Consider the following 26424-nt stretch of genomic DNA (forward strand, 5'->3'; position numbering starts at 1 on the left):
AATTTCATTCATCATTACATATAGAGTTACCTTGAAAGGAGAGAGAAGAAGAATGCCGTTAGATCCGCATATTCAAATATTTCTAAATCAATATAACGAAATGCCCCGTCCTTCTTTAGAGGACGTTACACCCCTGCAGCTGAGGGAAATGGAAAAGATGTCTTTAACTCCTTCTAAAGAAGCAGTTAAAAAAGTATATAATGAAGAAATCCAATTAAATGAACGTACCCTCACTATACGAGTGTATGAGCCTGAAGGAACAGGGCCATTTCCAGCTCTTGTTTATTATCACGGAGGAGGCTGGGTATTAGGAAGCCTGGATACTCATGACTCCATATGCAGGTCGTATGCAAATGAAACAAACTGTATTGTAGTGTCTGTTGATTACCGCCTTGCTCCTGAGAGTAAATTTCCCGCTGCGGTGAACGATGCCTATGACGCCTTGGATTGGATTTCAGCTCACGCGTCTCAATTAAATATCGATTCAAACAAAATTGCCGTTGGAGGAGATAGTGCCGGTGGCAACCTTGCTGCGGTTGTAAGCATTTTAGCAAAACAAGGACAAGGTCCATCCATTGTTCATCAGATGCTTATTTATCCGTCTGTAGGATTTAAAAATCAGCATCCTGCCTCTATGAAAGAAAATGCCGAAGGATACCTTCTTTCAAAAGATCTTATGGATTGGTTTCGCCTTCAGTACTTAAATAATAAAGAAGAAGAGCAGCATCCCTATAATGCTCCGGTATTACTAGAAGATTTATCGAGTCTACCAAGCGCTACCATTATTACAGCACAGTACGACCCTCTAAGAGATAGCGGAAAAGACTACGCGGACGCATTAAAAAATCATGGTGTTCCCGTCACCTACGAAAATTATGAAACGATGATTCACGGATTTTTAGGGTTTCATGAATTTGTCCCACTTGCTCAGCAGGCAATTAATAAAAGCGCAGCTCAACTGCGTCAAGTATTTGATTCTATTTAAGGATATATAGTGTCATAAAGCACATAAACTTGAGAAAAACAGCACATTGATGTGCTGTTTTTCTGTGTTGATAGGGAGAAAAGATTGACAAGAGTTTCAAAAAATAGCCCATTATCTCTTTTAAAGTCATTTTATTTGGAGTATAGTAGAAAAGTAGGATAAAAACATTTATTTACATTAAGTAAGGTGATTTTTTGAATGATAAAAAACAAGTAGGTCAGCTGATTCAAGATCTGCGAAAGATTGCGGAAATGACAACTGTCGAGTTATCAGAAGGAATTTGTACAGAAGAAGAGCTACATCGATTTGAACAAGGTGAAATTCATGCAAGCAGTGAAGTTCTCTATCATTTATCGAAACGCTTAGGGGTTCCAATGAATTATTTCTTTGAAGCAGGAGAGCTAACGCCCAACGATTATTCAAAAGAAATTAAATCGACCATTAGGCATTATATACGAAAACGCGATTATGAAACTGTGTTACATATGGTGGATAAAGAAAAAGATAATCCTATGTTTCAAGATCCTTTTCACGCACAATTTTTCCTATGGCACGAAGCCATATGTGATTATTATATTGGAAATAAATTTGAGCAAGCGCTTCGTAAATTGGAAAAAGCGATTGCGTTCACGCGTACGAGCGAACAGTTTTATTCAGAAAAAGAGATTGCTATTTTAAATAGTATTGCCATTATTTACGAAGAAGAAGGTCATTTAAAAAAAGCGTTCAGTACGTTTATGGAAGGATTGCAGCATATTGCTTTGCTTCCTAAGTTAAAAGATCCTCTTGTCAAAATTCGAATTTTATATGGATTATCACATGCGCTTTTGCAAATGGAACGTTATGAAAAGTCGGTTAAATATGCACAAGCAGGACTAGAGCTGTGTATTCAGCATGAGACGCTTTATTTATTAGGAGAACTGCACTATCAAATTGGAGAAGCACTCTGTCAGCTTGGTGAGCTTAAAGAAGGAATAGCTTACCTAGAAAAAGCTATTACTGTTTTTGAAATTGAGCAAAATGAAGCGTTTGTGACCATTATTAAAGAAGAGATGTCTAAATATCAAGAAACAAAAAAGAAGAGCTGACAGCTCTTCTTTTTTATCTCCAATACACTGGGTGTGGGTAAAACGGACGAGGACGAGGGTAAAAGTAAGGGGGGTGGTAATAAATAGGACGTGGGTAAGGGTAAGGATAAAATGGACGTGGGCGAGGATATGGATAATAACCATAAGGGAATCTTTCTTCAGTTTCCTGGGGATTGGAATAATAATCATAGCCATATTGATACTCTTCTAAAGGTTGTTCCGGGTAATATGGGTAATTCACTCTTTTCACCGCCTAAGTTTTTATGCTTTTTACTGTATTCAATATAGAAAGAATTGGAGTATGTACCCATCAAACTTTTAATTTGAAAAAGGCGGGAGACAAGGAGTATTTTGAAAGCAAAAACAAATTAACTTTCCTTCTCGTTTTCTTGTAAGTTATCAGCACCGGGAAGGTTGGGAGGTTCAAAGCTTTTAATAAAAGAAGCGTAAGCAATCGTGTCTTTAATAGGATTTACATAAGATAATGGTTGACCTCGGTAGCTGAAATTAAATGTAATCCAAGCAAAATCTTTATTATTGTTGGAAACCAGTTTTGCATTATGTATAAAAGCAGATGCGGCAATCATCGCATCCGGGCCTTTAATTTTTTTATTTGATTCTATTTTGGCTTTTCTGCGAATTTGAGCTGCTAGCTGTGCAATTTCACTTGTAACGTCTACAATCTTATCGGTCATATCGTAAATATAATGATTTTTTACTGCTTTGACTTGAGGATTTGTTTCTACTTCCCAATGCGACAGAAGTTCCATTTGTACAACGGTAGGCATTAAAAATTCCGTATTATTTGAAATAAGTTCATTAATATATTCCACAACTTCTGGATAATTAAGCGCATGTGAAGCCCAAATGTTTGTATCAATGATTACTTTTTCACCCAACACAAATCGTTCACTCCTCTCTACTAGCCATTCGCACGAGCTCTTCTAACCCAAAAGGTGAGTAAAGAGCCGCGGATTCTGAAAGCTGATTGCTTAATAGAAGCTTTTCGTATTTAGTTAATCTAGTTTTGGCAGATTTTATGAGCCTTTCTTGTGTGCCGTTTACCACTTGATCTTTTTTATCATACGTGCGTAGAACTTTATTTTGAGGTTTATATTTAAGATTTTTTTTATTCACAGGGGGTGAGGAAGGTGGTTGCGGTGAGGGTTTTGTGTAAATTTTTCCATTTACTTTTATTTTGAAGTGCTTCTGAACTTCCTTGCTGTACGTTCCTTTTTTGTCATCTACCAAGCGCTGTGCTTTCATGATATCCCTGCCTTTTATATAAATTTATATAGTATATGTGATGAAGTTTTTTCTTACTATTCCTTTTATATAAAAAGATTAAAAAAGTTAGCTGCCGGGAGTTATTGAATTAATTGATGTTTGCCTGTTGGGTGATGATCTCAGCCAATACCGGACAAAGGTTTAAAAACATGATATCGTGTAAGAGAAATAAATTAGTATAGGTTAGAGAAGGGACTAGGCAACAATACGGTGTTTTATTACCGATTTGGTCCGTCCTCATTTATGAGATTTTGCTAAAATGTAAAAACCTACATATTTCCTTCCGAGATCATCCATACTTTATTGACAAAGGAAAATTAATCATGGTATATTATCTTTAATTAAAGATATTTAAATTAAAGATAAATAACGAATGATAAACTAGACGATTTATCCGGAGGAATGTAGAATGAACCACTTAAAAGGAATACACCACGTAACGGCTATTACGAGCAGCGCAGAAAAGAATTATGAATTTTTCACCTATGTGTTAGGCATGCGCTTAGTAAAAAAAACGGTCAATCAAGATGATATTCAAACGTATCATTTGTTTTTCGCAGATGATAAAGGCAGTGCCGGAACGGACATGACTTTTTTTGATTTTCCAGGAATTCCAAAAGGTTCTCACGGAACAAATGAAATTTCAAAAACATCTTTCCGCGTTCCAAATGATGAGGCTTTAGACTATTGGGTAAAGCGCTTTGATCGCTTAGAAGTGAAGCATACGGGGATTCAAGAGCTATTTGGGAAAAAGACGCTTTCGTTTGTTGATTTTGATGATCAGCAGTATCAGTTAATTTCCGATGAAGGAAATCAAGGAGTTGAATCAGGCACTCCTTGGCAAAAAGGTCCTGTACCTCTTCAATACGCTATTACGGGACTCGGTCCTATCTTTATTCGTATCGCCGAGTTTAATTACTTTAAAGAAATGATGGAAAAAGTCCTTTTATTTAAAGAGATTGCTCAAGAAGGAAATCTCCACCTATTTGAAGTAGGAGAAGGAGGAAACGGTGCGCAAGTAGTAGTCGAACACAACGAAAAACTTCCGCAGGCTCAGCAAGGTTTTGGAACGGTTCATCACGTTGCTTTTCGCGTAGAAAATCGACAGGCTCTTGAAGAATGGATTAATCGAATGCCAAGCTTCGGTTTCCATACGTCTGGTTATGTGAATCGTCACTTCTTTGAATCGTTGTATGCAAGAGTGGCTCCGCAAATTTTATTTGAATTTGCGACAGATGGACCAGGATTTATGGGAGATGAACCTTACGAAACGCTCGGAGAAAAATTATCACTTCCTCCATTTTTAGAGCCAAAACGTGCAGAAATTGAGAAGCTCGTGCGTCCGATTGATACAGTAAGAAGTACAAAAGAGTTTGTGAAAGAATAGTACACAAAAAACACTCAAATAGCTATTTGAGTGTTTTTTGATGTTTTCTACTTTTACATATATCTGTCGCGAATGTTTACTTGAACAATGCCAATGTTCTACAAAGAAGGAGTAGGAGTGGGTTGTGCATAGCCTTCCTTATATTTTTCATCGATGTCTTTGCGAATATCTTTTATTGATTTGCCTCGGTTATAGTCGAGCATAGCTTTAGCTGCAATTTCTATACACAATCCGCATTTTGTTCCATGATCATCCCAGACAATTGCTCCATTTCTTTTGTTTTTAAAAATAAAGCAGTCATAGCTATTTTTGTGATTCGCTTCCATGCCACATCCACAGTAGCAAGGGATTTTTTCAAGTAGTTCACGATTTTTAGCAACGGATAGATAAACTAGCTTCATGTCTTTAGGCTGGTTCTTCAAAAACTGTGGTAAAACATCTGCTCCTGGAGTCTCTTCGCGAATATCAGCAACTGCAGCTTTATGATGTTCATGACCTGAATGTGCAGAAGAGTTTGTAGCAGAAGAAGTGGTTGTAATGTTTGAGCAAGCTGATAATCCAATACTTGTAGCGAGAAGCCCCAACAAAATAATTGATTTTTTCAATACAATTAACATCCTTTCATGTAAAAATAAATGATAGTTGCATCATACACGGCAGTTTATCTATGTAGATAATTAAATACCTGCTTGTTTATATCTAATTCTCTATAAGTATGCATAGCGGTTATCGTGTATGATAGAGATGGACGAGGAAAAAATATGAAGCATGAATTTCTCATAAGGTGCGTTTTGTAAGTGATTGGACAGAAAGAGAAAGTGAACGGAGGTTAAACAGTAGTGAGTGAACAAAATCAACGTCTTTTTGAATATATTTTAGAGAATTCAGCCTCTATCAGTGAAGAATGGCTGCGCCAAAGAAGTAATATTAAAGGATCGATTTACTCAAAGGACGCAGACGCATCAGTTGAGAAAAAGCTGCGCGAGCAGCATCGTTATACGATCGAAACAATTGCGAGCGGCTTTCTTGACGATCAAGAGATTTTTAAACAACGTATGATGAAATGGACGACGGAAGTAGTAAACAGCAGAATTAAATTTGATACGCCGATTTACGAGGTAGTAGAAGCGCTAAGCAAAACAAGAAAAATTATTTGGACATATGTCAAAACATATAGCCTGATACATTCATCTATTACAAAAGAAGATATACTGTCTTTGAGTGAAGTTTATCATACAACATTTGATAAACTCATTAATGAATTTTCCGAACAGTATTATAAAATCACAAGGCAAAAAATAAGTCTTCAGCAAGAGCTAATCGACGAAACGAGTTTTCCTGTTATTCCAATTGTAGACCACATCGCGGTCTTGCCTTTGGTAGGGCTTATTGATGAAATCAAAGGTGATTCTATTATCGAGGTTGTTCCAAAAAGGTGTGCAGAAAAACATATAAGGCATTTAGTCATTGACTTATCGGGTGTAAATTATGTAGATACGTATGTCGCTCACAAATTTTTTGATTTGATTAACATTTTGCAGCTGCTAGGCATCCATGCGATTATGTCAGGAGTGAGTCCTGACATGGCTCAGACGGCTGTTAATGTAGGAATCAGTTTTAATAAAATTGAAACGTTCGGACATTTAAAACAAGCGCTCTCTTCGCTTGGTGTAAAGAAAAAAGAAGAAGAATAAAGTATAGAAATGCTAGATCGAAACGGAACTGTTTGAGACCTTTACTTTCAGTTCCGTTTTTTTGTTTGTCTATATTCTGTATATGAAAATATGAAATAATATTCTGCTGCATTCAAAATTTTGTAAGCATGTCTTACAAACTCCTTTTCATATGGGGACAAATGGAAGATACTAAGGAGCAAACAAACGGCGCTTTTCTATGACAAACGTCTCGTTTAGCTCAAGAATGGAGGTGTAAAGAGAAGAATAAGAGAAGTACATAATGAGATAGTTAAAGCCTTAGATAAGTACTGATAAGCCGTGTGATTAAGGAGGAGTTCTATGAAAATAATTTATCTTCTTTGCCTGCTTCCGTTTGTAGGAATATTAGGTTTATTGCCTTTTGTTAACAAAGTGACGCCGTTTATTTTAGGGATGCCTTTTTTTCTTTTTTGGATTGTTATGTGGGTAATCCTTACATCTTTTATTATGGGTATTGTGTACAAGCTCGATCCTGCTGTTAAAGGAGGAGATAAACAATGAATACCGCACTGATTATTATTTTCGGTTTTTTATTTTTAGCTATTTATCTTGGAATTCGAGCTACGCGGGGCAAAAAAATGGATTTAGAACAGTGGAGCGTAGGGGGCAGAGGTTTTGGAACCGTTTTTGTCTTCTTTTTGATGGCGGGTGAAATCTATACTACTTTTACGTTTCTAGGTGGAAGCGCTTGGGCATATGGGAAAGGAGGGCCGGCGTTTTATATTTTAGCCTATATTTCTTTAGCGTACGTTTTAGGGTATTGGATTGGTCCGCAAATATGGCGATATGCGAAGCAGCATAAGCTCATGTCTCAGCCGGATTTTTTTGTTTCAAAATACAAAAGTCCGTTTCTTGGTATCGTTGTTTCATGTGCAGGGGTGCTGGCAATTGTTCCTTATATTATTTTACAATTCAAAGGCCTAGGCATTATTGTATCTGAAGCTTCTTATGGCTCTATCTCTTCAACTGCAGCCATTTGGATTGGAGCCATATCATTAACGGTTTACTTAATGATATCAGGCATACATGGTTCCGCTTGGACGGCTATTGTGAAAGATATTATGATTTTTATTGTTGTCTTATTTTTAGGAATATATATGCCGTTTCATTACTACGGAGGCTTACAGCCAATGTTTGAGGCTGTGCATCAAGCAAATCCAACGTTTCTTACTCTTCCCAAGACAGGTCTAAGTATTTCGTGGTTTATTTCTACAGTCATGCTGACCGTATTAGGATTTTACATGTGGCCGCATACGTTTAATGCAACGTATTCAGCTGAAAACGAGAATGTATTTAGAAAAAATTCTATTATAAGTCCTATTTATACGTTAATGCTGCTTTTTGTCTTTTTTGTAGGGTTTACTGCTCTTATGCAGGTACCTGGACTACAAGGCGCAGAAGCGGACTTGTCACTGCTTCGTCTTTCCATTCAAACATTTGACCCGTGGATTGTCGGCTTTATCGGCGCAGCTGGTTTATTAACAGCGCTTGTGCCTGGATCGATGCTCTTGATGGCAGCTTCTACGTCACTATCTAAAAACGTTTACGGCGTGCTTGTTTCCTCAGCGACGGGCAAACAAATTTCGATACTGGCTAAATGCTTCGTACCAGTCATTGCGCTTGTTTCAGTCTATTTTACACTTCATGGAGGGAATACAATTGTAACGCTTTTACTAATGGGTTACAGCATTGTGACGCAGCTGTTTCCTGCTTTTATTTTTAGTTTAATGAAAAACAATATCGTGACTAAATACGGGGCGTGTGCAGGTATTGTTGCCGGCATTGCGTCTGTGATGTATATAACGATTACTGAAACAACGCTTGGCACGTTGTTTCCTGCGTTGCCACAAATCATTAAAGATACAAATGTCGGCGTCATTTCTTTATTTATTAATTTAGTTGTATTAATGGTGGTTAGTTTAGCAACAAAAAAAATCGCCGCACAGCCGCATTTTGAAAGCGGGGCAGTAGATGGCAAACAGATTTTATGAAAATCTTTTTCCAATTGCGTTTTAAGAACATCATGAAGGGTATAAAAGTAGTGCATCACCAAAATGTTCAATATGGCTGCAAGACGTAAGCAGCCTTCTCGATAAAATGTAACGATTGCGTTGTTTTTAAACATAGGTAACGAGTGTGAAAAGCAACAAGACGTATGCCACAAGCGGTGTACGTCTTTTCTATGAAAGATATTCACCTAAAAAAGGAGATGATAACATGACATCTGAAAAAGCATTTGAGCAAAAGAAAGATCTTTTAATGAATCAAATTATTGAATCGGGTTACTTTAAAGCAGAAGACGGGAGACATTTGTACGAATTGAATTTAAGTGAACTAGAACAAACGCATCACGACCTTCAAAGCCAAAAGGTAAGAGAAGTATAATTTGAATCTTCTAGATTATTAGCAATTCAGCTGATTTCGTATATGTCTGTAAACACCAGCTGTTCAGTTTGTTCCTCCGCGATTTTTTGGTTTGAAAGCAGGCACTTTTCTTTTTCTTCCGGTGCGTTTACAACCTCGCTGTTTACAACCATATTCCTCAAACATATAACTCAACACTTAAGAAATAGGCAAATAAAAACAAAAAAAGCGCAGAAGCTGCGCTTTTTTTATTAAGTTAAAAACGAGTGGAAGCCGCTGTTTTTTTAGGTTTGCTCATTGCTTTTTTTAATACTTCAGAAAAATAGGGCTCTCCGCTAGGATTTTGCTGTCTTAGCAAGTCAATGGTTCCTTTCACGTCATCCATAGCTCTGTGAGCGTTCTCTCTCTCAATCTTATGATGGTCAAGAAGTGTTGTTAGTTTTTTATTAGGAAAGCCGTACTCTTTCCATTTGACAGCACGCATAGAGCAGTGCCATTTTTGGTTAAATAAAGATGGATACCGTTTTAAAAGAAAACTGCGATCGAAAGAAGCATTATGAGCGATGATAGCCGAAACGCTAGTTAACAATGATTCCACTTTTTTATCGTCTAATGTTTTATTTTTGACCATCTCATTTGTAATTCCCGTTAAGTTTGTAATGTACGGGAAAATGGGAGTTGAAGGCATATTAAATTCTTCATATTCTTCTACAATGTCGATTATTTCTCCGGTAGAAGAATCATAAGAAACAACAGCAATTGCCAGTTCGATAATATCGCATGTTTGAGCACTTAATCCCGTTGTTTCAACATCTAAAACGGCTGCTAATTTCACTTGTTCAGTTGACAACTCGTCGCCCTCCCTTTCTATTTATCATTCTATTAGCTTATCATTTTTTAACAGAAAACGTTAGTAAAAAAGATGAGCAAGCATGTACACGGGTTTATTTTATACGCCCACGTGGAAAAGGAATTTACTTTTTTAAAGGAGATGACGATAGTAAAGGAGAATAGTAATATTTACTCATCTAAATTAAGTCTTCATTGAAAATAATGAAATGAAGGAAGAAGGGGATCGTTATCATGCAATTGCTGTATATGGTACTTTTTCTTGTCTTAATTTTTTGGGGAATTACATCTTTTATTCATTACAGGAATCAAACTATTAAAGTTCGTTTGAACAAACATTATACGAATGCAGTAGAATGGATTGAAGCTGTTAAACAAGAGCTGGAAAAGCAAGGGAAATCCGTGAGTTATGAAGGGGATTTCTTGTTTAAAATTGATGAAAAACCTTATGAAATCGCAGCGCGCAATATGTCTATTTGGAGCACGTCGCTCTATCATATCTTGCTGCATCGTCAAAAAGAACATTCTTAAATTTACTTGCATACAAAGGTTATCACTTCTCGTCTATCGAGAAGTGATTTTTTTATCTTTCTGTATCCATAATGGGGAATTTTTTGTTTTTATATAATAGTAATACGGAAAAGGTGGTTCTAATTCCCTAAAAAAATACGCTTCATACAGTTTTAGTTGTGGTTATCGATTTGGCATGGAATTTGCATACGCAAGAAGGGTTTATCAGACATTTTAATTGTCAGGCAAAGAAAACTAGTTACATACTATAAAACTATTTTACATTATCTACTAGAATCAAAAAATTTTAATAATATAGTAAAATGTAGTTGACCTTCCTAGTTTTAGAATATAAAATAAATCTTGCTAATAGTTTGAAAATTCTAAAATGGAGGGGTTTACTTGAAAAGCTGGAAAAAGATTTTGGGGACATCTTTTCTTGCCACAACTGTTACATTAAGCGGAGTGGGACCAGTACTTATGAATGGAAGTACTGCTTCAGCTAAAACCGCACAATCGGAGGAACTTCCGAGTTCACCAATTGATATGAATACAGTACCGGAAGAAAGATTGGCTAACGCACTGAAAAACCAAGGAGTTATTTCTCAAAGTGCAACACCGCAAGAAGTGAAGAAAGCCGTTACTTCTTACATAAACAAAAAAGATGCACATAAAGAGAGCATGAAAGGACATAAAGCTAGCAAAATTGATTTGAAAGCGAAAGAAATGCAAACAAAACAAAAAGAAAAGTTTCAACGAGGCGAATTTGCTAACATTAAGTCTCAAGGAAACAATTCGGGGAACGGGGTAAACGTTAAACCTGCAGCTCAGGCAAAATATAACGGACAAGTGAGAAAAGATAAAGTTCTTGTACTTTTAGTCGAATACGCAGACTTCAAGCACAATAATGTCGTTCAAGAACCTGGTTACATGTATGCAAAAGACTTTAACCGAAATCACTATCAGCAATTAATGTTTGGAAAGAAAGACTTTACGCTATTCAACGGAAAGAAAATTAAAACGTTTAAACAATATTATGAAGAACAGTCTGGAGGTAGTTACACAGTAGATGGAACGGTTTCTGACTGGTTAACCGTACCTGGAAACGCAAAAGAATACGGAGCAGACAATCCAGCGGGAGGAAACGATAATGCGCCTGGATCTAAAGGGCCTCGTAACCTTGTAAAAGAAGCGCTTGCTGCAGCAGCAAAAAGCGGCATTAACCTTTCAGATTATGATCAGTTCGATCAATATGATATCGATGGAGATGGCAACCGCAATGAGCCTGACGGCATAGTGGATCACTTAATGGTCATTCATGCTGGAACTGGGCAAGAAGCAGGTGGAGGTAAACTAGGAAACGATGCTATCTGGTCTCACCGCTCTACTTTGGGACAAGTATATAAAGTTCCTGGAACAAACATGGCTGCTTATGATTATACAATCGAACCAGAAGACGGAGCAGTTGGGGTTTTTGCTCATGAATTTGGCCATGATTTAGGTTTGCCGGATGAGTATGATACACAGTATACGGGTCAAGGTGAGCCGGTAGGCGTTTGGTCAATTATGAGCGGAGGGAGCTGGGCTGGTGAAGTAGCTGGAACAGAACCGACAAGTTTCTCCCCGCAAAATAAAGAGTTTTTCCAAGCAAATATGGGTGGAAACTGGGCAAATATTCAACAAATTGACAGCAAAAACATTACAAAATCGGGCTCTGTGAGCGTGGTTGATCAAAGTGTCACAAAATCTAAACGACCAGGTATTGTAAAGATTAATTTACCTAAAAAAGCTGTTCAAGGGATTAAGCCTGAGTTTGGAAGCAACTATTATTACAGTAAACGCGGAGACGATCTGCATACGACGATGACAACGCCAGAGTTTGATTTAACAACGGCCAACACAGCTAAATTCAATTACAAAGCGTTCTATGAAGTAGAGGCAGAATACGATTACTTATATGTAAATGCGATTCTTCCTGACGGTTCAAAAGTTCTGTTAGATACAATTGGTGATAAAGCGAATAATGCAGATGGTTCTGCTGAAACATCTAACGGAAAATGGGAAGATAAAAGTTATGACTTAACGCAGTTTAAAGGTAAAAAAATCAAGCTTCAATTTGAATACGTCACGGACGGCGGACTTGCTCTTCAAGGATTCGCTCTTGATAATGCTAGTTTAGTAGTAGATGGAAAAACGGTATTCACGGACGATGCTGAAGGAGCTCCAAAAGTAACGTTAGATGGATTTGAAAAGACAAACGGCATCAGCTATAAAGATAACTATTATTACCTTGAGTGGAGAAACTATGCAGGCAGTGATAAAGCACTTCAATTCGCGCGCGGTGCAAAATATAATACAGGCATGCTGCTTTGGTACGCAGATGAAAGCTATCTTGATAACTGGGTAGGACAACATCCGGGTGAAGGATTCCTTGGTGTAGTTGATTCACATGCTCATAAAGTTCTTTACTTTAATGTGAATGGTATTAGCACTACAGCAAATTCAAGCCGATATCAAATTGCAGACGCGGCGTTCTCATTTGATAAATCACCTGCTTGGTCATATTCTCATAAAACGTGGGGAACGATTTCATCTAAAGAATCAAATGGTGTTACAAGCTTTAACGATAAAAAATCGTATTTAGATGAAAGAATTAAAGATGCAGGCCGCTTGCTTCCTCAAAACGGATTAAAATTAGACGTAATTGGTGAAGCAAAAGACAATTCAGCTGGTGCTGTATGGATTCATAAGTAAAATTGGACTTATTAAAAAGATCTGAAGAGCGTATTCTTCGGATCTTTTTTTGTATCATAAAATCAAAATAAACTATGAGCTAAATAATCAAATAAGTTAAGCCCGTTTAAAAAATAGAAAAAAGGGAATTTTCAACAGTGAATAATTGTTATTATGTCATGAAATTCATCCATATAATCAATACTAATAGGTAAAGAAAATATTGAAAAGGAGTTCTAACTATGAGCTATCGTATCGAAAGAGATTCAATTGGAGAAATCAAAGTGGCAGAAGATAAACTATGGGGAGCGCAAACGCAAAGAAGTAAAGAAAACTTTCCAATAGGGATTGAAAAAATGCCGATTGAAGTAATACGCGCTTTTGCGGTTCTGAAGAAAAGTGCGGCTATTAGCAATCATAAACTAGGCAAACTATCATCAGGGAAATCGGAAGCCATCGTGCAAGCTGCTAACGAAATTATTGAAGGGAAATGGAATGAACATTTTCCTTTAGTAGTATGGCAGACAGGAAGCGGAACGCAATCAAACATGAATGTAAATGAAGTGATTTCCCACCGGGGAAACCAGCTAATAAACGGCGACGAAACGCTCCATCCAAATGATGATGTTAATATGTCACAAAGCTCTAACGATACTTTTCCTACAGCTCTTCATATTGCAGCTGTACTAGAAGTCGAAGATCAATTATTGCCTGCTTTAAAAACATTAAAAGAAACGTTTGCTGTGAAGCAAGAGCAGTTTAAAGATATTATTAAAATAGGAAGAACCCATTTACAAGATGCTACACCGCTAACACTAGGACAAGAAATTAGCGGATGGCATCATATGCTCGAAAAAAATGAAGAAATGATTAAACAAAGCGTAGAGTATATGAAGGAGCTAGCTATTGGCGGTACAGCTGTTGGGACGGGGATAAATGCACATCCTGACTTCGGCGATGAAGTAGCGAAAGAAATCAGCAGCACGCTTGGAAAAACATTTATCTCAGCACCTAATAAATTTCATGCATTAACAAGTCACGATCAAGTGGTTTATGCCCATGGTGCACTCAAAGCCTTAGCAGCTGACTTAATGAAAATCGCCAATGACGTACGCTGGCTGGCAAGCGGTCCTCGGAGCGGATTAGGTGAAATCACGATTCCTGCTAACGAACCAGGAAGTTCTATTATGCCTGGAAAAGTAAATCCAACTCAAAGTGAAGCTCTAACAATGGTTTCTGCACAAGTGTTAGGGAATGACGTGACGATTGGCATTGCGGCTAGTCAAGGAAACTTTGAATTAAATGTATTTAAGCCGGTTATTATTTATAATTTTTTACAATCAGTCAGACTGCTGACAGATTCCATGCAGGCTTTTAACGATAAATGCGCAGTAGGAATTGAACCCAACAAAGAGAAAATCCAGCATAATCTAGAAAATTCTCTTATGCTTGTAACAGCGTTAAATCCGCACATAGGGTATGAAAATGCGGCTAAAATCGCCAAGCTGGCTCATCAAGAAGGAACGACATTAAAAGAAGCAGCGGTAAAAACAGGCCTTCTGACAGAAGAACAATTTGAGCAATGGGTAAATCCAGCTAATATGATTCATCCATCAAAATAAAACAAGAAGCCAAGCAGCTCAGAATGCTTGGCTTCTTGTTTTATAATAAAATGAACATTGTTCTAAATAAACATATAAAAAGAGAAAGCGGATTAAAAGAAATTTTACACTACCTTGTACTAGATTCAAGTACATACGATTAGGGTATTTACATCTTTATAAAGGAGGGATTCAAGTGACGTACGAAGTGAAGTTTTATTTTGGAAATGAAAAATCAATCAGTACATTGGTTGAATCAGAAAATGTAAAAGAGCTTGAGGAATCTATTATTCATACGCAAGGATGGTATCGTTATTATGACAAAAAACACGAAGCTTATTTAGCTATTCAAATGAGCAACGTTTTACACATCGTTATAAAAGAATATCAAGATCCGGAAAAACAGGGGTTTTAAAATATTCGTCGTATACATAAGGAAGCTAGCAAAAGAGGTGAAAACTATGCAAAGTCGACATTCAAATAATCCTATTATTCTCGATGTTTCTCATCATCAAGGAATCATTAATTGGAAAGAAATAAAAAACACCTCAGTGAAAGGGGTGTATATAAAGTTAACAGAAGGCGGAACTTTTGTAGACCCTAGATCTTATGAAAATTATATAGGTGCTAAAAATGCGGGCTTGAGAGTAGGATTTTATCATTATGCTCACTGTACAAATAGCCCGGAGAAAGAAGCTGCTTTTTTTATTGCTCAGCTTGGACAAATGAAACTAGACCTTCCGCCGTGTTTGGATCTAGAAGAAGATAAGAAAAAATCCAAAGAATTTGTTTCTCGCTTTGCCGTAAGCTGGCTCGAGCATGTTCACAAAACAACAGGGATTAAGCCTATCGTATATACTAATTATCATTTTGCTAAAACTTTTTTTACAACTGAAATAAGTAAGTATCCTTTGTGGGTAGCAAGATATAGTGCAAACAACAGACAAGGCGGTATGCAGCACCCTGGTGAGCTAAGTCAATGGCAGCGGTGGGCAATGTTTCAGTATACGGATTCTGGCAGAGTAAAAGGAATTTCTACAAATGTGGATATAAATGAAATGGACTGCTCATTTTTTAAAGAAGTCACAACAAATCTCTCTATGACGAATAATACAAAAGGACCATTTGTCTATTCCAAAGGTGATAGAGGGTTAGGAGTCAAACAAATTCAGCAAAACTTACTTACGCTAGGTTTTTCTCTTCCGAAGTTTGGAGGAGACGGTTTCTATGGAGATGAATTAATCGCTGCAGTGAAAAAATTCCAGAATCAGTATGGCCTTTTTTCAGATGGAATAGCAGGAGCGGACACGCTGCAGCGTCTTATTAAAGAAGTGAATAATCTGAATAATCGGGTTTGAGAGAGTACCTGAGAGGGAAAAGTTATTGTAAGATTCAAAAAGGTACAAGGAAGGAGTTATTATGAGAAAACGAAAACAAAAAGCATTGATATCAGGTATTACGCTATCAACGGTAGGAGTCGGCATTACGTCTTATCTATTAAGCGATGCTGCGAAACGCCGAAAAGTAAAAGGACTTGTTCGAAGTGCCAAAGTAAAACTTTCAAGTTTATCTAAAAAACAGCAGGTAAATGCTAGCCTAAATAAAGATGCGCATTCAGATCCTACGTACGTTTCTGAAAGCAATATGATTTCAGAAGGACCTATGTATCAAGATCAGCATAGATAATAAAAAAACTAGTCTTGCCTCGGGCGAGACTAGTTTTTTTTATCAATTTTATAAATAGCAGCGCTTATTCATGTTACACTCTCTATATAAGGGAATTATTTCACGCATATTTACAAGTAAAGGAGGAATAGAAGGAGTGATTAGTAGCGGATTATTTGTTAACTTATGTATTTTTTCGTTTTTTGTCAGTATTATGATTGCGATACGAATATTTTTGCTGCAGCGTCTAGCCCATAAATACAAATGGATGAGTGGTATTTATGCAAGTATTGTTTCTGCTATTCTTATGATATATAGCGTTACGTATCAACAGATTACATATGATTTACGTTTTCTTCCTCTTATTTTGACCGTTCTATACTTTGGTTATAGAGCCGGTGCAGTTGCAGGTATCACTATGGCTGTGTGCAGTATCTATTTAGAAAGTCATTGGTTACTGACTATCTTAATTTTAATCTTTACCTTTTTATTTTCCCTTCCTCTTATTCGATATAGAAAGCAGTTTTCTTTATTAAAACAATCTCTTCTTTGTTTTTTTATTCATTTTATCGTTCATGTCTTACTGACGAATTACTTCTGGAATACACCTATTCAGTCGCCGTTTTATAGCGAAATAGAATATTTAGTGTTCGGAATTCTCGGACTGGGAGTAGCTGTAGCGACGATAGAATTTTATCGTAAATTTTACGCTGTAGCAGAAGAAGCTGCTTATGCTGGATCAGATTCATGTAAGGATGAAGAAGATTCTTTTTTTGTCAGAATAATGAAAAAAGAACTGGAATATACGAAAGAACAGCTGGAGTCTTTTATTAATCATCACATGGATGCGGTGATCATAACTGATTTAGAAGGGCGGATCTTGCGAGTTAATGAAGCCTACGAAAAAGTATATGGCTGGAAAGCCCACGAAGTAGTTGGGAAAACATATTACGAAATAGCAGGGGCTTTTAGTGAGGACGTACATGAGAATATAAAAAAGACGGTTGCTGAAAAAGAGGCAATCAATCGAGTAGAAGTTGTAAGAGCTCGTAAAGACGGAAGTTTAGTAGATCTTCGCATCACTATTTCGCCAATTTTTAATGGGAAAGATGAGTTAATAGGTTTGTCTGGAGTATGTGTGGATATATCTGAGGCTAAAAAAGCGAGAAAAGAGCTTGACTTGCTGCATCGTAAGCTTAAGGAAAGTGAGTTGAAATATCGAACGTTATTTGAATATGCAAACGACGCAATTTATTTACTTGAAATAGGTTCTAATCATTTTCCTTCTCGTTTTATCGAAGTAAATGAAGCTGGATGTAAGCGCTTTGGATATACGAGAGAAGAGCTTTTATCCATGCCATGCCAAGATATTATACCTAGAGATTCTGACATTGTTCGAAAAACGGTTGAAGAAATTCGCCAAGGAAATCTTTCTTTCACGCTGCAATCACAGTTTACATTTAAGTCTGGAGAAGTAAAAAAACTAGAATATAGTGGGAAATTGTTCAATATAGAAAACAAAAAAGTGCTTCTTATTGTTTCAAGAGACAGGACAGAATACCTAGAAACAGAAGAGCTGTTGCAGAAATCTGAGAAATTAGCAGCGGTCGGTCAGCTTGCTACAGCTATTGCTCATGAAATTAGAAATCCTTTAACGGCCATCAAAGGGTTTATGCAGCTATTAACTGAAAAAGCGAGTAAAGAAGAGTTAACCTATATGAACATTATATCCTCTGAAATTGAGCGTATTGAAATGATTACAGATGAATTCATGTCTGTGGCAAAACCACAGGCTGTAACATTTCAGTCGATTGATTTGCAGCTGTTAATTCAACAAGTGATTTTATTGCTGCAGCCTCAAGCAACCATGAAAAACATTTTTATTGAACTTCACTCATATGGAGAATTGCCTCTTGTATATTGTGAAAGCAATCAAATGAAACAGGTGTTTATAAATATTCTTAAAAATGCGATTGAAGCAATGCCTTCCGGAGGCGAAATTAAAGTTGAGCTGAGACAAAAAGACAACAATCACCTTCATATTCAAATTATTGATGAAGGTGTAGGAATTTCAAAAGATCGCATTAAACATTTAGGTGAACCATTTTACAGTATTAAAGAAGACGGTATTGGGTTAGGGTTAATGATCTGCTTTAATATTATCCAGCAGCATAAAGGAACTCTTAGTATTGAAAGTGAAGTAAACAAAGGGACGAATGTGGAAATTTGTTTACCGTTAAAATAAAAGGTAATCAGTTAAAGGCAGAAGAAATTTTGCAACAAGTTGTTTAGTAAAGTTATAATATTCTATGTTGGAGTAAAATAAGCAAAGGAGTGGTTACGATTAAACAGAAAAAGTGGATTAACATATTTCGTATTCTGTATATTATTTTTGCTATTATTGCAATTGGAGCATCTTTTGGAGACTATTCTTTCGGGCTTAATAATCCCCGCATAGTCAGTTTAACGGCTCTCGTTTTGGCGGTTATTTGTATTGTTCCGTATTACATACTTCGCTTTAAAGAACAAGCTTCTAAAAGTAAATAAGTTAATATTTGTTATCTTAAAAGAGGCTGTGACAAAAGCAGTTTAGTTGAAGGGAAATCCGAACGATGAATCGTTCGGATTTTTTCATTGGTAGGGTGAACGTAGGTTTCATCTATTTAGTTGCTTCTAGCTATTGATTGGAGTGATTTCGTTATGTCTCAATTTCTTTTTTATCGTTATAAAAGGGCGATAAATGGGCGAGCATTTTTTCTAGCCTGTACATATGCTATAGAGTAAACAGGCTACGGAGGTGAAGTGAAATGGGATTTTACAACTGGGGTTACGGCGGTGGTTATGGCTACGGCGGCTACGGTAGTTACGGTGGCGGTTTTGCATTAATCGTTGTACTATTTGTTTTATTAGTTATCGTTGGTTGTGTATGCTTGAAATAAACAGAAAAAGCACGGATTTACAAAGATTTTAGTAGATTCGTGCTTTTTTACGTTCATAAGAAGTACAGTACTATAATAAAATAATGTTGTGCACGTACATAAAAAACATATAAAAAATTTAATTAATAGATTAAAAAAATAAAAAAATGAAGAGGAAGAGTATATCTAAGCCGAAAAAATGGTCTGAAATTTATAATTTTCCTTATAAGTAATTTTTGTAAAATGCTTCATAGAACTGACAGTAAGAACGAATAACGCTACCTATCCTACTAGTTTTTATCAGCTGGCTAGAAGAATTATTTTACTTGTATGAAAATCAACATAAATGATTTTCATATAGTTTAAATAGGTAAAAAAGACTTATTGCAGAGGACTTATTTTTAATTCTCATAATAATAGGAATATTAAAATAATATATAGACGTAGTAATTTTTAGTTGCTATAATGTTGCTAATTATCGAAATTAACAGAAAAATTGAGGTAATTAAATTTACTAGGGATAGGGAGAAAAAAACTATGAAAAAGAAAAAACAGGCTTTAAAGGTATTATTATCAGTTGGTATTCTTTCTTCATCATTTGCTTTTGCACATACGAGCAGTGCTGCGCCAAACAATGTACTTTCAACTGAAAAGTATAACAAAGAAATTAAATCTCCTGAGTTTATTTCCGGAAAGCTCTCGGGCCCGTCATCGCAGAAGGCTCAAGACGTCGTATTTCACTATATGAATACAAATAAAGACAAATATAAATTAGGAAACGAAAATGCTCAAAACTCATTTAAAGTGACAGAAGTGGTGAAAGATCCTATCGAACAAGCAACCGTGGTACGCTTGCAGCAAGTATATAATAATATTCCCGTTTGGGGATCTACTCAATTAGCACACGTAGCGAAAGATGGAACCTTAAAAGTTGTATCAGGTACAGTAGCTCCTGATTTAGATAAAAAGGAAAAGCTAAAAGGCCAAAAGCAACTTGACAGCAAAAAGGCGATTCAAGTAGCTGAAAAAGACTTAGGCTTTAAGCCGACGTATGAAAAATCTCCTTCATCTGAACTGTATATTTATCAAAATGGTTCAGACACTACATACGCTTATGTAGTAAATTTAAATTTCTTAAATCCTGAACCAGGCAACTATTATTACTTTGTTGATGCTACTAGCGGTAAAGTACTAGATAAGTACAATACAATTGATTCCGTAGCTGGTCCAAAAGCCGACGTGAAGCAAGCGGCAAAGCCGGCAGCGAAACCTGTAACAGGCACAAATGCTATTGGCTCAGGTAAAGGAGTTCTTGGAGATACTAAATCCTTAAAGACAACGTTATCTAGTTCTACTTACTACTTACAAGATAATACAAGAGGCGCTACAATCTATACGTACGATGCAAAAAATCGTACATCTCTTCCGGGTACGCTATGGGCCGATACCGATAATACGTACAATGCAACTCGCGATGCAGCTGCAGTAGATGCTCACTATTATGCAGGCGTGACATATGATTATTATAAAAACAAATTTAACCGCAACTCCTATGACAATGCAGGAGCTCCGCTAAAATCGACTGTTCATTATAGCAGCGGCTACAACAATGCGTTTTGGAATGGCTCTCAAATGGTATATGGAGATGGAGATGGAACTACTTTTGTTCCGCTATCAGGAGGATTAGATGTTATCGGACATGAATTGACGCACGCGGTGACAGAAAGAAGTTCTAATTTAATCTATCAATATGAATCAGGTGCATTAAACGAAGCGATTTCCGATATTTTCGGAACGTTGGTAGAATACTATGACAACCGAAATCCAGATTGGGAAATTGGAGAGGATATTTATACGCCTGGAACAAGCGGCGATGCACTTCGTTCAATGAGCAACCCAGCGAAATACGGAGATCCGGATCATTATTCAAAGCGCTATACAGGTTCTAGTGACAACGGCGGGGTTCATACAAATAGCGGTATTATCAACAAAGCTGCCTACTTGCTAGCTAACGGAGGAACTCATTACGGAGTTACTGTAACAGGCATCGGCGGAGATAAGCTAGGAAAAATTTATTACCGTGCCAATACGCTATACTTCACTCAGTCTACAACGTTCAGCCAAGCGCGTGCAGGTTTAGTACAAGCTGCTGCTGATCTATACGGTTCAGGCTCTCAAGAAGTAATTTCAGTAAGCAAGTCATTTGACGCAGTTGGTGTTCAATAAGCTATAAACCAAAAGTCGCAAGATAAATGAGGTATCTGGCGACTCTCTATACTACCTAACTACCAATAAAGGAGTACTCGTATAAATATATTACAGTACTCCTTTATTTTATGTTAATAAATAAGGAAGATAGATTTCTTCCCAATCCATAAAAATCCACTTCTTATTCCTCCCTTTTATATCCATTCGAATTATGCCGTTGTTTGTTAAATGAAGAGGACCCGTTTTAGTAAACGGTCTTATCATAAAATGTTATAATAAAGAAAAGGCTTGAATACATACATATGAAAAAGGAGTGGAGGAATCAATGGACAAAATTGCTGTTATTTCAGATATCCACGGAAATCTCCCTGCATTAGAAGCAGTTTTAGCTGACATACAACAACGAGATATCCATCGCATCATTTGTCTAGGTGATTTAGTAGGAAAAGGACCGGATTCAAGTAAAGCAATTGATATCATAAAAGAAAAGTGCGAAGTAACAGTAATGGGGAACTGGGATGACTTCATTACAAAGCCTGCGGAATTTGAAGCGTTAAAATGGCATCAAGAGAAGTTAAGTTCAAACCAAGAAGCATACTTAAAGGAACTTCCTTTTTCTGTTGAGTTTATGATGAGCGGGAAATTAATTAGAATGTTTCATGCTTCACCTAGAAGTCTTTATGACCGAATTCAACCCTGGGATTCACTTGAAAAGCGCCTTAGTCTATTTGCTAATACGGAATATACGGAAAATATAAAAGGATCAAGAGAACCGGATGTCATCTGTTACGGAGATGTACATAATGCATTTATTCAACATATTAAAGGGAAAACGCTGTGTAATGTAGGAAGTGTAGGAAACCCGCTTGATTTACCACAAGCTTCCTATCTTATCTTAGAAGGAAAGGATCAAGACGAAAGTCCTTCAGCATTTTCTATTCAATTTGTGCGTATTCCATACGATATTGAAAAAGCAATCGAATTGGCGAGAGCTGTAGAGATGCCGGACTTTGAACCCTACGTTCAAGAATTAAAAACAGCTCGCTATAGAGGACTAAAAAATTAAGAGTAGAATGTATCTTAACCTTCAGCATAAATGCTGGAGGTTTTTTAGTTGAGTAGATGAGAGGTTTTTCAACATCATTAGTATGATACATACAAATAGAAGTTATTCAGATGAGTTTAAAGAAGGAAAAACTTGGAGAAAAACATACAGCATTTGAAAGGAAATAAATTTTATTTTATGAAGACAATATGAAGAGGGCAATTCCATTTGAACATAAAGTTATGCAAAAATGCCCCTGAAAAGCTGTTTTTAACATAACGAGTGGAGGAATACATGATGAAATTTTTTATTGATACAGCTAACCTGGAAGATATTAAAAAAGCATATAAAATCGGGGTATTATCAGGTGTTACCACAAACCCTTCGCTAGTAGCTAAAGAAGGCGTAAAGTTTGAAGATCGCATCGAAGAAATTTTAAAAACCGTCCCGGAAGTAGAATCCGTTTCAGCAGAAGTCACCCCAGACACAGTAACAGCAGAAGACATGATTGCGCAAGCAGAAAAGCTTATAAAAATTAACGGAGGAGACAAAAATATAACAATTAAACTTCCTATGACCATTGCTGGATTGGAAGCAACCCGTTATCTAGCTAAAAAAGGCGTGAAAACAAACGTAACGTTAATTTTTACAGTGAATCAAGCGCTTCTAGCAGCCCGTGCTGGTGCGACATACGTATCGCCATTTTTAGGACGCTTAGATGATATTTCAGAAGACGGTGTGTATCTGGTATCTCGAATTGCCGAGCTATTTCGAATTCAACACATTGACTCACAAATTATAGCAGCGTCAGTCAGACACCCAGATCACGTCACACGAGTAGCTCTTGCTGGGGCTCATATTGCGACCATTCCGTATGCTGTAATTGAACAATTAGTAAAACACCCGTTAACAGAACAAGGAATTGAAAAGTTTGCATCAGACTGGGAAAAAGCTGTGAAAAGTTAAATTCACTTAAGGAGAAGACATCATTTGAGTGTCTTCTCTATTTAAAGGGTATACGAAGATTCTTTTTTTCTATTTTGCAGCAAACAACTTATCATTAATAGGCGAACATCCTATACATATATACAGAGATGACATACGTTAATAGAAACGAAAGAGGTGGTAAAATGGGATGTATTATTAACATTGAGAATATCGTGACTAACGGGTTAAAAGACAATTCAAATGTAAGCGTAGGCTGTGTTGTACAAAATAGTCACACGGCCAATACAAAATCGGTAGGAGCTTGTTTTTCGTTTGGAAATAGCTCTCCTGCTATTGCCTCTATGACAAACAGTAATATCGACTTTTGCAAAGATGAAGAAAATAAAGAGCAACAATCTTAAAAACAATTCCAGAAAGAGTATTTCTGGAATTGTTTTTTGGTAAGTGATAGAGTTTTGTTAACGAGATATTTTATGCTCCAAAAGGAAAATATTCATAAAGAAGGGGAGCTGTGCTATGAGCATTATTTCTATGATTCCTTATACATACGTTGAAAGAAAAATAAAACGAACAAAAAAAGTGACGATTCAGCATTCAAAAGACATGTGCTTATATACGGATAATATTGAAACAGAGAATGAGTCCTTTCACATTAACAGCGTATTTGACATCTCTTACAAATGCGTTTCAAAAGAAAGCGGCTTTTTATACTTACATACAAATCAAGGAATGTTCGCTTATACCATACACACCGATCCTGGTGATTTTATAGCAGCATATAAAGATATAAAAAAGAAGAGGTGAGCAACGTCACCTCTTCTTTTTTTGGTTTATTATTTGATCCACTGTACAACTTGATCCATACTTCTTCTTGTTTTTTCGCGTTTAGGTTCGTGAATACGGTAGCCGAACGCAACCATAACAGAAACATCAAACTTGCCGTCTTCTAGTAATCCTTCTTCTTTTAGAATTTCATGTACTTGGTCATAGTTAAACCCTTCAATTGGGCAAGAATCAATGCCAATTTGAGCAGCTGATGTCATCATATTAGCTAGTGCAATATAAGATTGTTTGCTGGCCCAATCAAATAGCGCTCGCTTGCTTTCGAACAAGTGAAAATCATTTTCTTGGAAATCTTTGTAACGAGGCATTAATGTCTCTAATACATCCTCCGGCATTTCTTTTACGTTTTTCTGAAGATTTAACACATATTCAGAGTCATATCTTGCGTCTGTACGAGAAAGAATAATAACAAAATGACTTGCTGTAGGAATTTGGCCTTGTGCTCCCCAAGAAACAGCTTTTAATTTTTCTTTTAAATCTTCATTTTCAACGACTAAAAATTTCCACGGCTCGTAACCTACTGAGCTTGGAGATAAGCGCCCCGTTTCTAAAATGAATTGGAAATCTTCATCGGAAATTTTCTTCGCTGGATCAAACTCTTTTGTAGCATGACGAAAGTTAAATGCATCTAAAATTTCTTGTTTCTTATCTGTATTGTTCATGTGTAAACAACCTTTCTGTAAAAATATTTAATGATGAACTGTTCAGAGTAATCTATACCCTGTATAGCTTACAACTAACAGTCAGTTAACATACAATTTGTCGTAAAATCCGTTTGCAGATTTATCATAAATCATATAATTCATCCTAACAAGTACGCACATTTTTGTTGTATAGTATACTTTTTTATACTATTGATACAGTTTTATAAGAAGCAGAAAGAAGTAAACGATCTGGGGAGTGTATGTAGGAAAGCAGTTAAGAGGGGGAGAAAGGAGAAGAGGAACCTTCTCCTTTTTAGTTAAATTTTTGTATTTGATTTTTTCGCTTTGTTTTCAAGTTCACTTTTCGGTTCTGTTGAAAATTCAACATCTTTTCCGTGCCCTTGAGGGTTAACACCAGGAGCTACTTGACCTCGGTTAGCAGATTTTTTTGTACCCATTTTCGTCACCTCCGTTCGGTTAGTATGTGCAAAAAAGTGAAACAAAAATCAGGAAATAAAGAGTGCAAGTATAAGTCGAGTTTGAACACGACTATCTTTAAGCATTTTCATCACATAAACAAGATACCCATTCAAGAGTCCATAAAAAAACACCCCTAAAAGGGTGCTTTTCTGTTTAAGAATCTGAACTTGTCGCTCTGTCTGCATATGGATAGATAGGATCTTTTAATTGAAATTCGTAAGTCACGCCATCTACAAGTCCTACCGTTTTATTGCTATCATAAAGGTCCAGCATAAAAGCAGCCATTTCTTTTGACGTATGAAACTTAGGTACTCGTCCTTCGTATTCAAAATCACTCATATCCATCGAACGCTGTGCAAATTCTGTTTCAGTAGCCGCTGGAGCTAGAACTTTAGCCTGCATTTTTGATCCTCTTCCTTTCAATTCTTGAGAAAGACCTTCTGTAAATGCACTTACGTAGAATTTTGTTGCGCAATAAGTGACTGCATCAGCAACAATGGTGTAGCCGCCTCCAGAAGAGACATTAATAAGCTGTGTACCTTCAACATTTTCATAATCTCTTACAAATAGAGAAGAAAGAATGGTTAAGGCTTCGATATTTAAGTGAAGCATTGTTTCAATTTTAGTTAATTTTTGTTCACCGACAGAAGCAAAGTTTCCAAATCCAGCATTGTTAATCCATGTTTCTAGCTCATATTCTTTAAGCGACTCATAAAACGTGTGAGCATTTTCTGCCACGGATAAATCAACCGACTGGATAATAACATTTACATCTTGGTTCAGTTTTTCAATCTTTTCTTTTAACTCATCCAGCTTGTCCTCTCTACGTGCAGCTAATATAAGGTTTTTTCCGCGCGCTGCGAAAGCTAAAGCTGTTTCATATCCAATTCCCGAACTTGCGCCAGTGATTACTGTATATTTCATGTTAATTCCTCCATTTGCGATGTTTTCGAATTGATTATAATTGTTAAAGTATACTTTAAGTCAAGCGTTTATTCGATTTATTTTTCCCTTTATCAGTCTGATTATAAACATTTGAAGTTTGGTGCTAAACTTCAGTGATTTGCAACGATTTTTAATTAAGTGGGCGCTAGGAACTACGGCGGTGATGACACTAGCTGCATTAATCTTAGGTGTTATTTCCATTTAATAAA

At 36.6% G+C, this 26424-nt stretch carries 26 protein-coding genes and 1 pseudogene; 20 read left to right on the plus strand and 7 right to left on the minus strand.

The genetic code is table 11. The features are described from left to right. Positions 1 to 52 precede the first annotated feature (52 nt). On the plus strand, positions 53 to 985 hold the full coding sequence (locus MKX72_RS11590) for an alpha/beta hydrolase (RefSeq protein ID WP_155008119.1): 933 nt from the start codon (positions 53 to 55) through the stop codon (positions 983 to 985). A 194-nt stretch (positions 986 to 1179) separates the two neighbouring features. Beyond that, positions 1180 to 2073, plus strand: a complete 894-nt coding sequence (locus MKX72_RS11595) for a helix-turn-helix domain-containing protein (protein ID WP_034266057.1) — start codon at positions 1180 to 1182, stop codon at positions 2071 to 2073. Between the two features lie 368 nt (positions 2074 to 2441). On the opposite strand, the gene MKX72_RS11600 is transcribed toward MKX72_RS11595, so the two are convergent. Then, positions 2442 to 2975: a PIN domain-containing protein gene (locus MKX72_RS11600; RefSeq protein WP_098626401.1), complete on the minus strand. Its 534-nt coding sequence runs from the start codon at positions 2973 to 2975 to the stop codon at positions 2442 to 2444. A 7-nt stretch (positions 2976 to 2982) separates the two neighbouring features. Further along, complete coding sequence (locus tag MKX72_RS11605) at positions 2983 to 3339, minus strand: hypothetical protein (protein WP_098112592.1); 357 nt, start codon at positions 3337 to 3339, stop codon at positions 2983 to 2985. A 430-nt stretch (positions 3340 to 3769) separates the two neighbouring features. Here MKX72_RS11605 and MKX72_RS11610 point away from each other — a divergent pair, with 430 nt between their 5' ends. Beyond that, on the plus strand, positions 3770 to 4747 hold the full coding sequence (locus tag MKX72_RS11610) for a ring-cleaving dioxygenase (RefSeq protein ID WP_028413383.1): 978 nt from the start codon (positions 3770 to 3772) through the stop codon (positions 4745 to 4747). A 98-nt stretch (positions 4748 to 4845) separates the two neighbouring features. On the opposite strand, the gene MKX72_RS11615 is transcribed toward MKX72_RS11610, so the two are convergent. After that, positions 4846 to 5352: a PCYCGC motif-containing (lipo)protein gene (locus tag MKX72_RS11615; RefSeq protein ID WP_098626403.1), complete on the minus strand. Its 507-nt coding sequence runs from the start codon at positions 5350 to 5352 to the stop codon at positions 4846 to 4848. Between the two features lie 234 nt (positions 5353 to 5586). Between MKX72_RS11615 and MKX72_RS11620 the strand changes: the two genes are divergently transcribed. From MKX72_RS11620 to MKX72_RS11635, 4 genes are all read left to right on the plus strand, one after another. After that, positions 5587 to 6441: an STAS domain-containing protein gene (locus tag MKX72_RS11620; RefSeq protein ID WP_033578955.1), complete on the plus strand. Its 855-nt coding sequence runs from the start codon at positions 5587 to 5589 to the stop codon at positions 6439 to 6441. A 321-nt stretch (positions 6442 to 6762) separates the two neighbouring features. Continuing rightward, entirely contained in the window at positions 6763 to 6963 is a 201-nt protein-coding gene (locus tag MKX72_RS11625; RefSeq protein WP_033578956.1) for a DUF3311 domain-containing protein, read from the plus strand. Continuing rightward, the gene (locus MKX72_RS11630; RefSeq protein WP_033578957.1) at positions 6960 to 8453 is read left to right on the plus strand and encodes a sodium:solute symporter family protein; all 1494 of its coding nucleotides are present in this window, start codon (positions 6960 to 6962) and stop codon (positions 8451 to 8453) included. Before MKX72_RS11625 ends, MKX72_RS11630 begins: the two co-directional genes overlap by 4 nt. A 226-nt stretch (positions 8454 to 8679) precedes the next feature. Then, a complete protein-coding gene (locus tag MKX72_RS11635; RefSeq protein WP_080754423.1) occupies positions 8680 to 8847 on the plus strand; it encodes a Fur-regulated basic protein FbpA in 168 nt (55 codons plus the stop codon). Between the two features lie 235 nt (positions 8848 to 9082). Here MKX72_RS11635 and MKX72_RS11640 read toward each other — a convergent pair whose 3' ends face one another. Continuing rightward, complete coding sequence (locus MKX72_RS11640) at positions 9083 to 9676, minus strand: exonuclease domain-containing protein (RefSeq protein ID WP_028413378.1); 594 nt, start codon at positions 9674 to 9676, stop codon at positions 9083 to 9085. Between the two features lie 233 nt (positions 9677 to 9909). On the opposite strand from MKX72_RS11640, the gene MKX72_RS11645 reads away from it, so the two are divergent. From MKX72_RS11645 to MKX72_RS11705, 13 genes and pseudogenes are all read left to right on the plus strand, one after another. After that, the gene (locus MKX72_RS11645) at positions 9910 to 10206 is read left to right on the plus strand and encodes a hypothetical protein (RefSeq protein WP_028413377.1); all 297 of its coding nucleotides are present in this window, start codon (positions 9910 to 9912) and stop codon (positions 10204 to 10206) included. Positions 10207 to 10587: 381 nt separating this feature from the next. Further along, positions 10588 to 12939, plus strand: coding sequence for an immune inhibitor A domain-containing protein (locus tag MKX72_RS11650; RefSeq protein ID WP_028413376.1), 2352 nt, complete (start codon positions 10588 to 10590; stop codon positions 12937 to 12939). Positions 12940 to 13160: 221 nt separating this feature from the next. After that, positions 13161 to 14540 (plus strand): class II fumarate hydratase, encoded by a 1380-nt coding sequence (gene fumC, locus MKX72_RS11655; protein WP_155008118.1) that lies wholly within the window; start codon positions 13161 to 13163, stop codon positions 14538 to 14540. Between the two features lie 175 nt (positions 14541 to 14715). Beyond that, entirely contained in the window at positions 14716 to 14934 is a 219-nt protein-coding gene (locus MKX72_RS11660; protein ID WP_108674720.1) for a hypothetical protein, read from the plus strand. 46 nt (positions 14935 to 14980) lie between these two features. Further along, positions 14981 to 15877, plus strand: coding sequence for a GH25 family lysozyme (locus MKX72_RS11665; RefSeq protein ID WP_033578959.1), 897 nt, complete (start codon positions 14981 to 14983; stop codon positions 15875 to 15877). Between the two features lie 61 nt (positions 15878 to 15938). Further along, the gene (locus MKX72_RS11670) at positions 15939 to 16205 is read left to right on the plus strand and encodes a hypothetical protein (protein WP_028413373.1); all 267 of its coding nucleotides are present in this window, start codon (positions 15939 to 15941) and stop codon (positions 16203 to 16205) included. Between the two features lie 136 nt (positions 16206 to 16341). Beyond that, entirely contained in the window at positions 16342 to 18429 is a 2088-nt protein-coding gene (locus tag MKX72_RS11675) for a PAS domain S-box protein (protein WP_028413372.1), read from the plus strand. A gap of 562 nt (positions 18430 to 18991) precedes the next feature. Beyond that, positions 18992 to 19123: a YjcZ family sporulation protein gene (locus MKX72_RS11680; RefSeq protein WP_033578960.1), complete on the plus strand. Its 132-nt coding sequence runs from the start codon at positions 18992 to 18994 to the stop codon at positions 19121 to 19123. 606 nt (positions 19124 to 19729) lie between these two features. After that, positions 19730 to 21328 (plus strand): annotated as a pseudogene (locus tag MKX72_RS11685) (M4 family metallopeptidase); the annotation flags it as partial. 307 nt (positions 21329 to 21635) lie between these two features. Continuing rightward, complete coding sequence (locus MKX72_RS11690) at positions 21636 to 22376, plus strand: metallophosphoesterase family protein (protein ID WP_047750988.1); 741 nt, start codon at positions 21636 to 21638, stop codon at positions 22374 to 22376. A gap of 276 nt (positions 22377 to 22652) precedes the next feature. After that, positions 22653 to 23321, plus strand: a complete 669-nt coding sequence (fsa, locus tag MKX72_RS11695) for a fructose-6-phosphate aldolase (protein WP_028413368.1) — start codon at positions 22653 to 22655, stop codon at positions 23319 to 23321. A gap of 164 nt (positions 23322 to 23485) precedes the next feature. Next, a complete protein-coding gene (locus MKX72_RS11700; RefSeq protein WP_033578963.1) occupies positions 23486 to 23704 on the plus strand; it encodes a spore germination protein in 219 nt (72 codons plus the stop codon). Positions 23705 to 23819: 115 nt separating this feature from the next. After that, complete coding sequence (locus MKX72_RS11705) at positions 23820 to 24107, plus strand: hypothetical protein (protein WP_028413366.1); 288 nt, start codon at positions 23820 to 23822, stop codon at positions 24105 to 24107. A gap of 29 nt (positions 24108 to 24136) precedes the next feature. Here the strand turns inward: MKX72_RS11705 and MKX72_RS11710 are convergent, their stop codons facing one another. The 3 genes from MKX72_RS11710 to MKX72_RS11720 all read right to left on the minus strand — a co-directional run bounded on the left by MKX72_RS11710 (position 24137) and on the right by MKX72_RS11720 (position 26194). Continuing rightward, complete coding sequence (locus tag MKX72_RS11710; RefSeq protein WP_047750986.1) at positions 24137 to 24808, minus strand: NAD(P)H-dependent oxidoreductase; 672 nt, start codon at positions 24806 to 24808, stop codon at positions 24137 to 24139. A gap of 299 nt (positions 24809 to 25107) precedes the next feature. Beyond that, positions 25108 to 25248 carry a small, acid-soluble spore protein L gene (gene sspL, locus MKX72_RS11715; protein WP_013057030.1) on the minus strand — a complete coding sequence of 47 codons (141 nt, stop codon included), beginning with the start codon at positions 25246 to 25248 and terminating at the stop codon, positions 25108 to 25110. 175 nt (positions 25249 to 25423) lie between these two features. Beyond that, positions 25424 to 26194, minus strand: coding sequence for an SDR family NAD(P)-dependent oxidoreductase (locus MKX72_RS11720; protein ID WP_028413364.1), 771 nt, complete (start codon positions 26192 to 26194; stop codon positions 25424 to 25426). Positions 26195 to 26424 lie beyond the last annotated feature (230 nt).

The sequence above is a fragment of the Priestia sp. FSL R5-0597 genome (assembly GCF_038006305.1).
In the GTDB taxonomy this organism is placed as follows: Bacteria; Bacillota; Bacilli; order Bacillales; family Bacillaceae_H; genus Priestia; species Priestia zanthoxyli.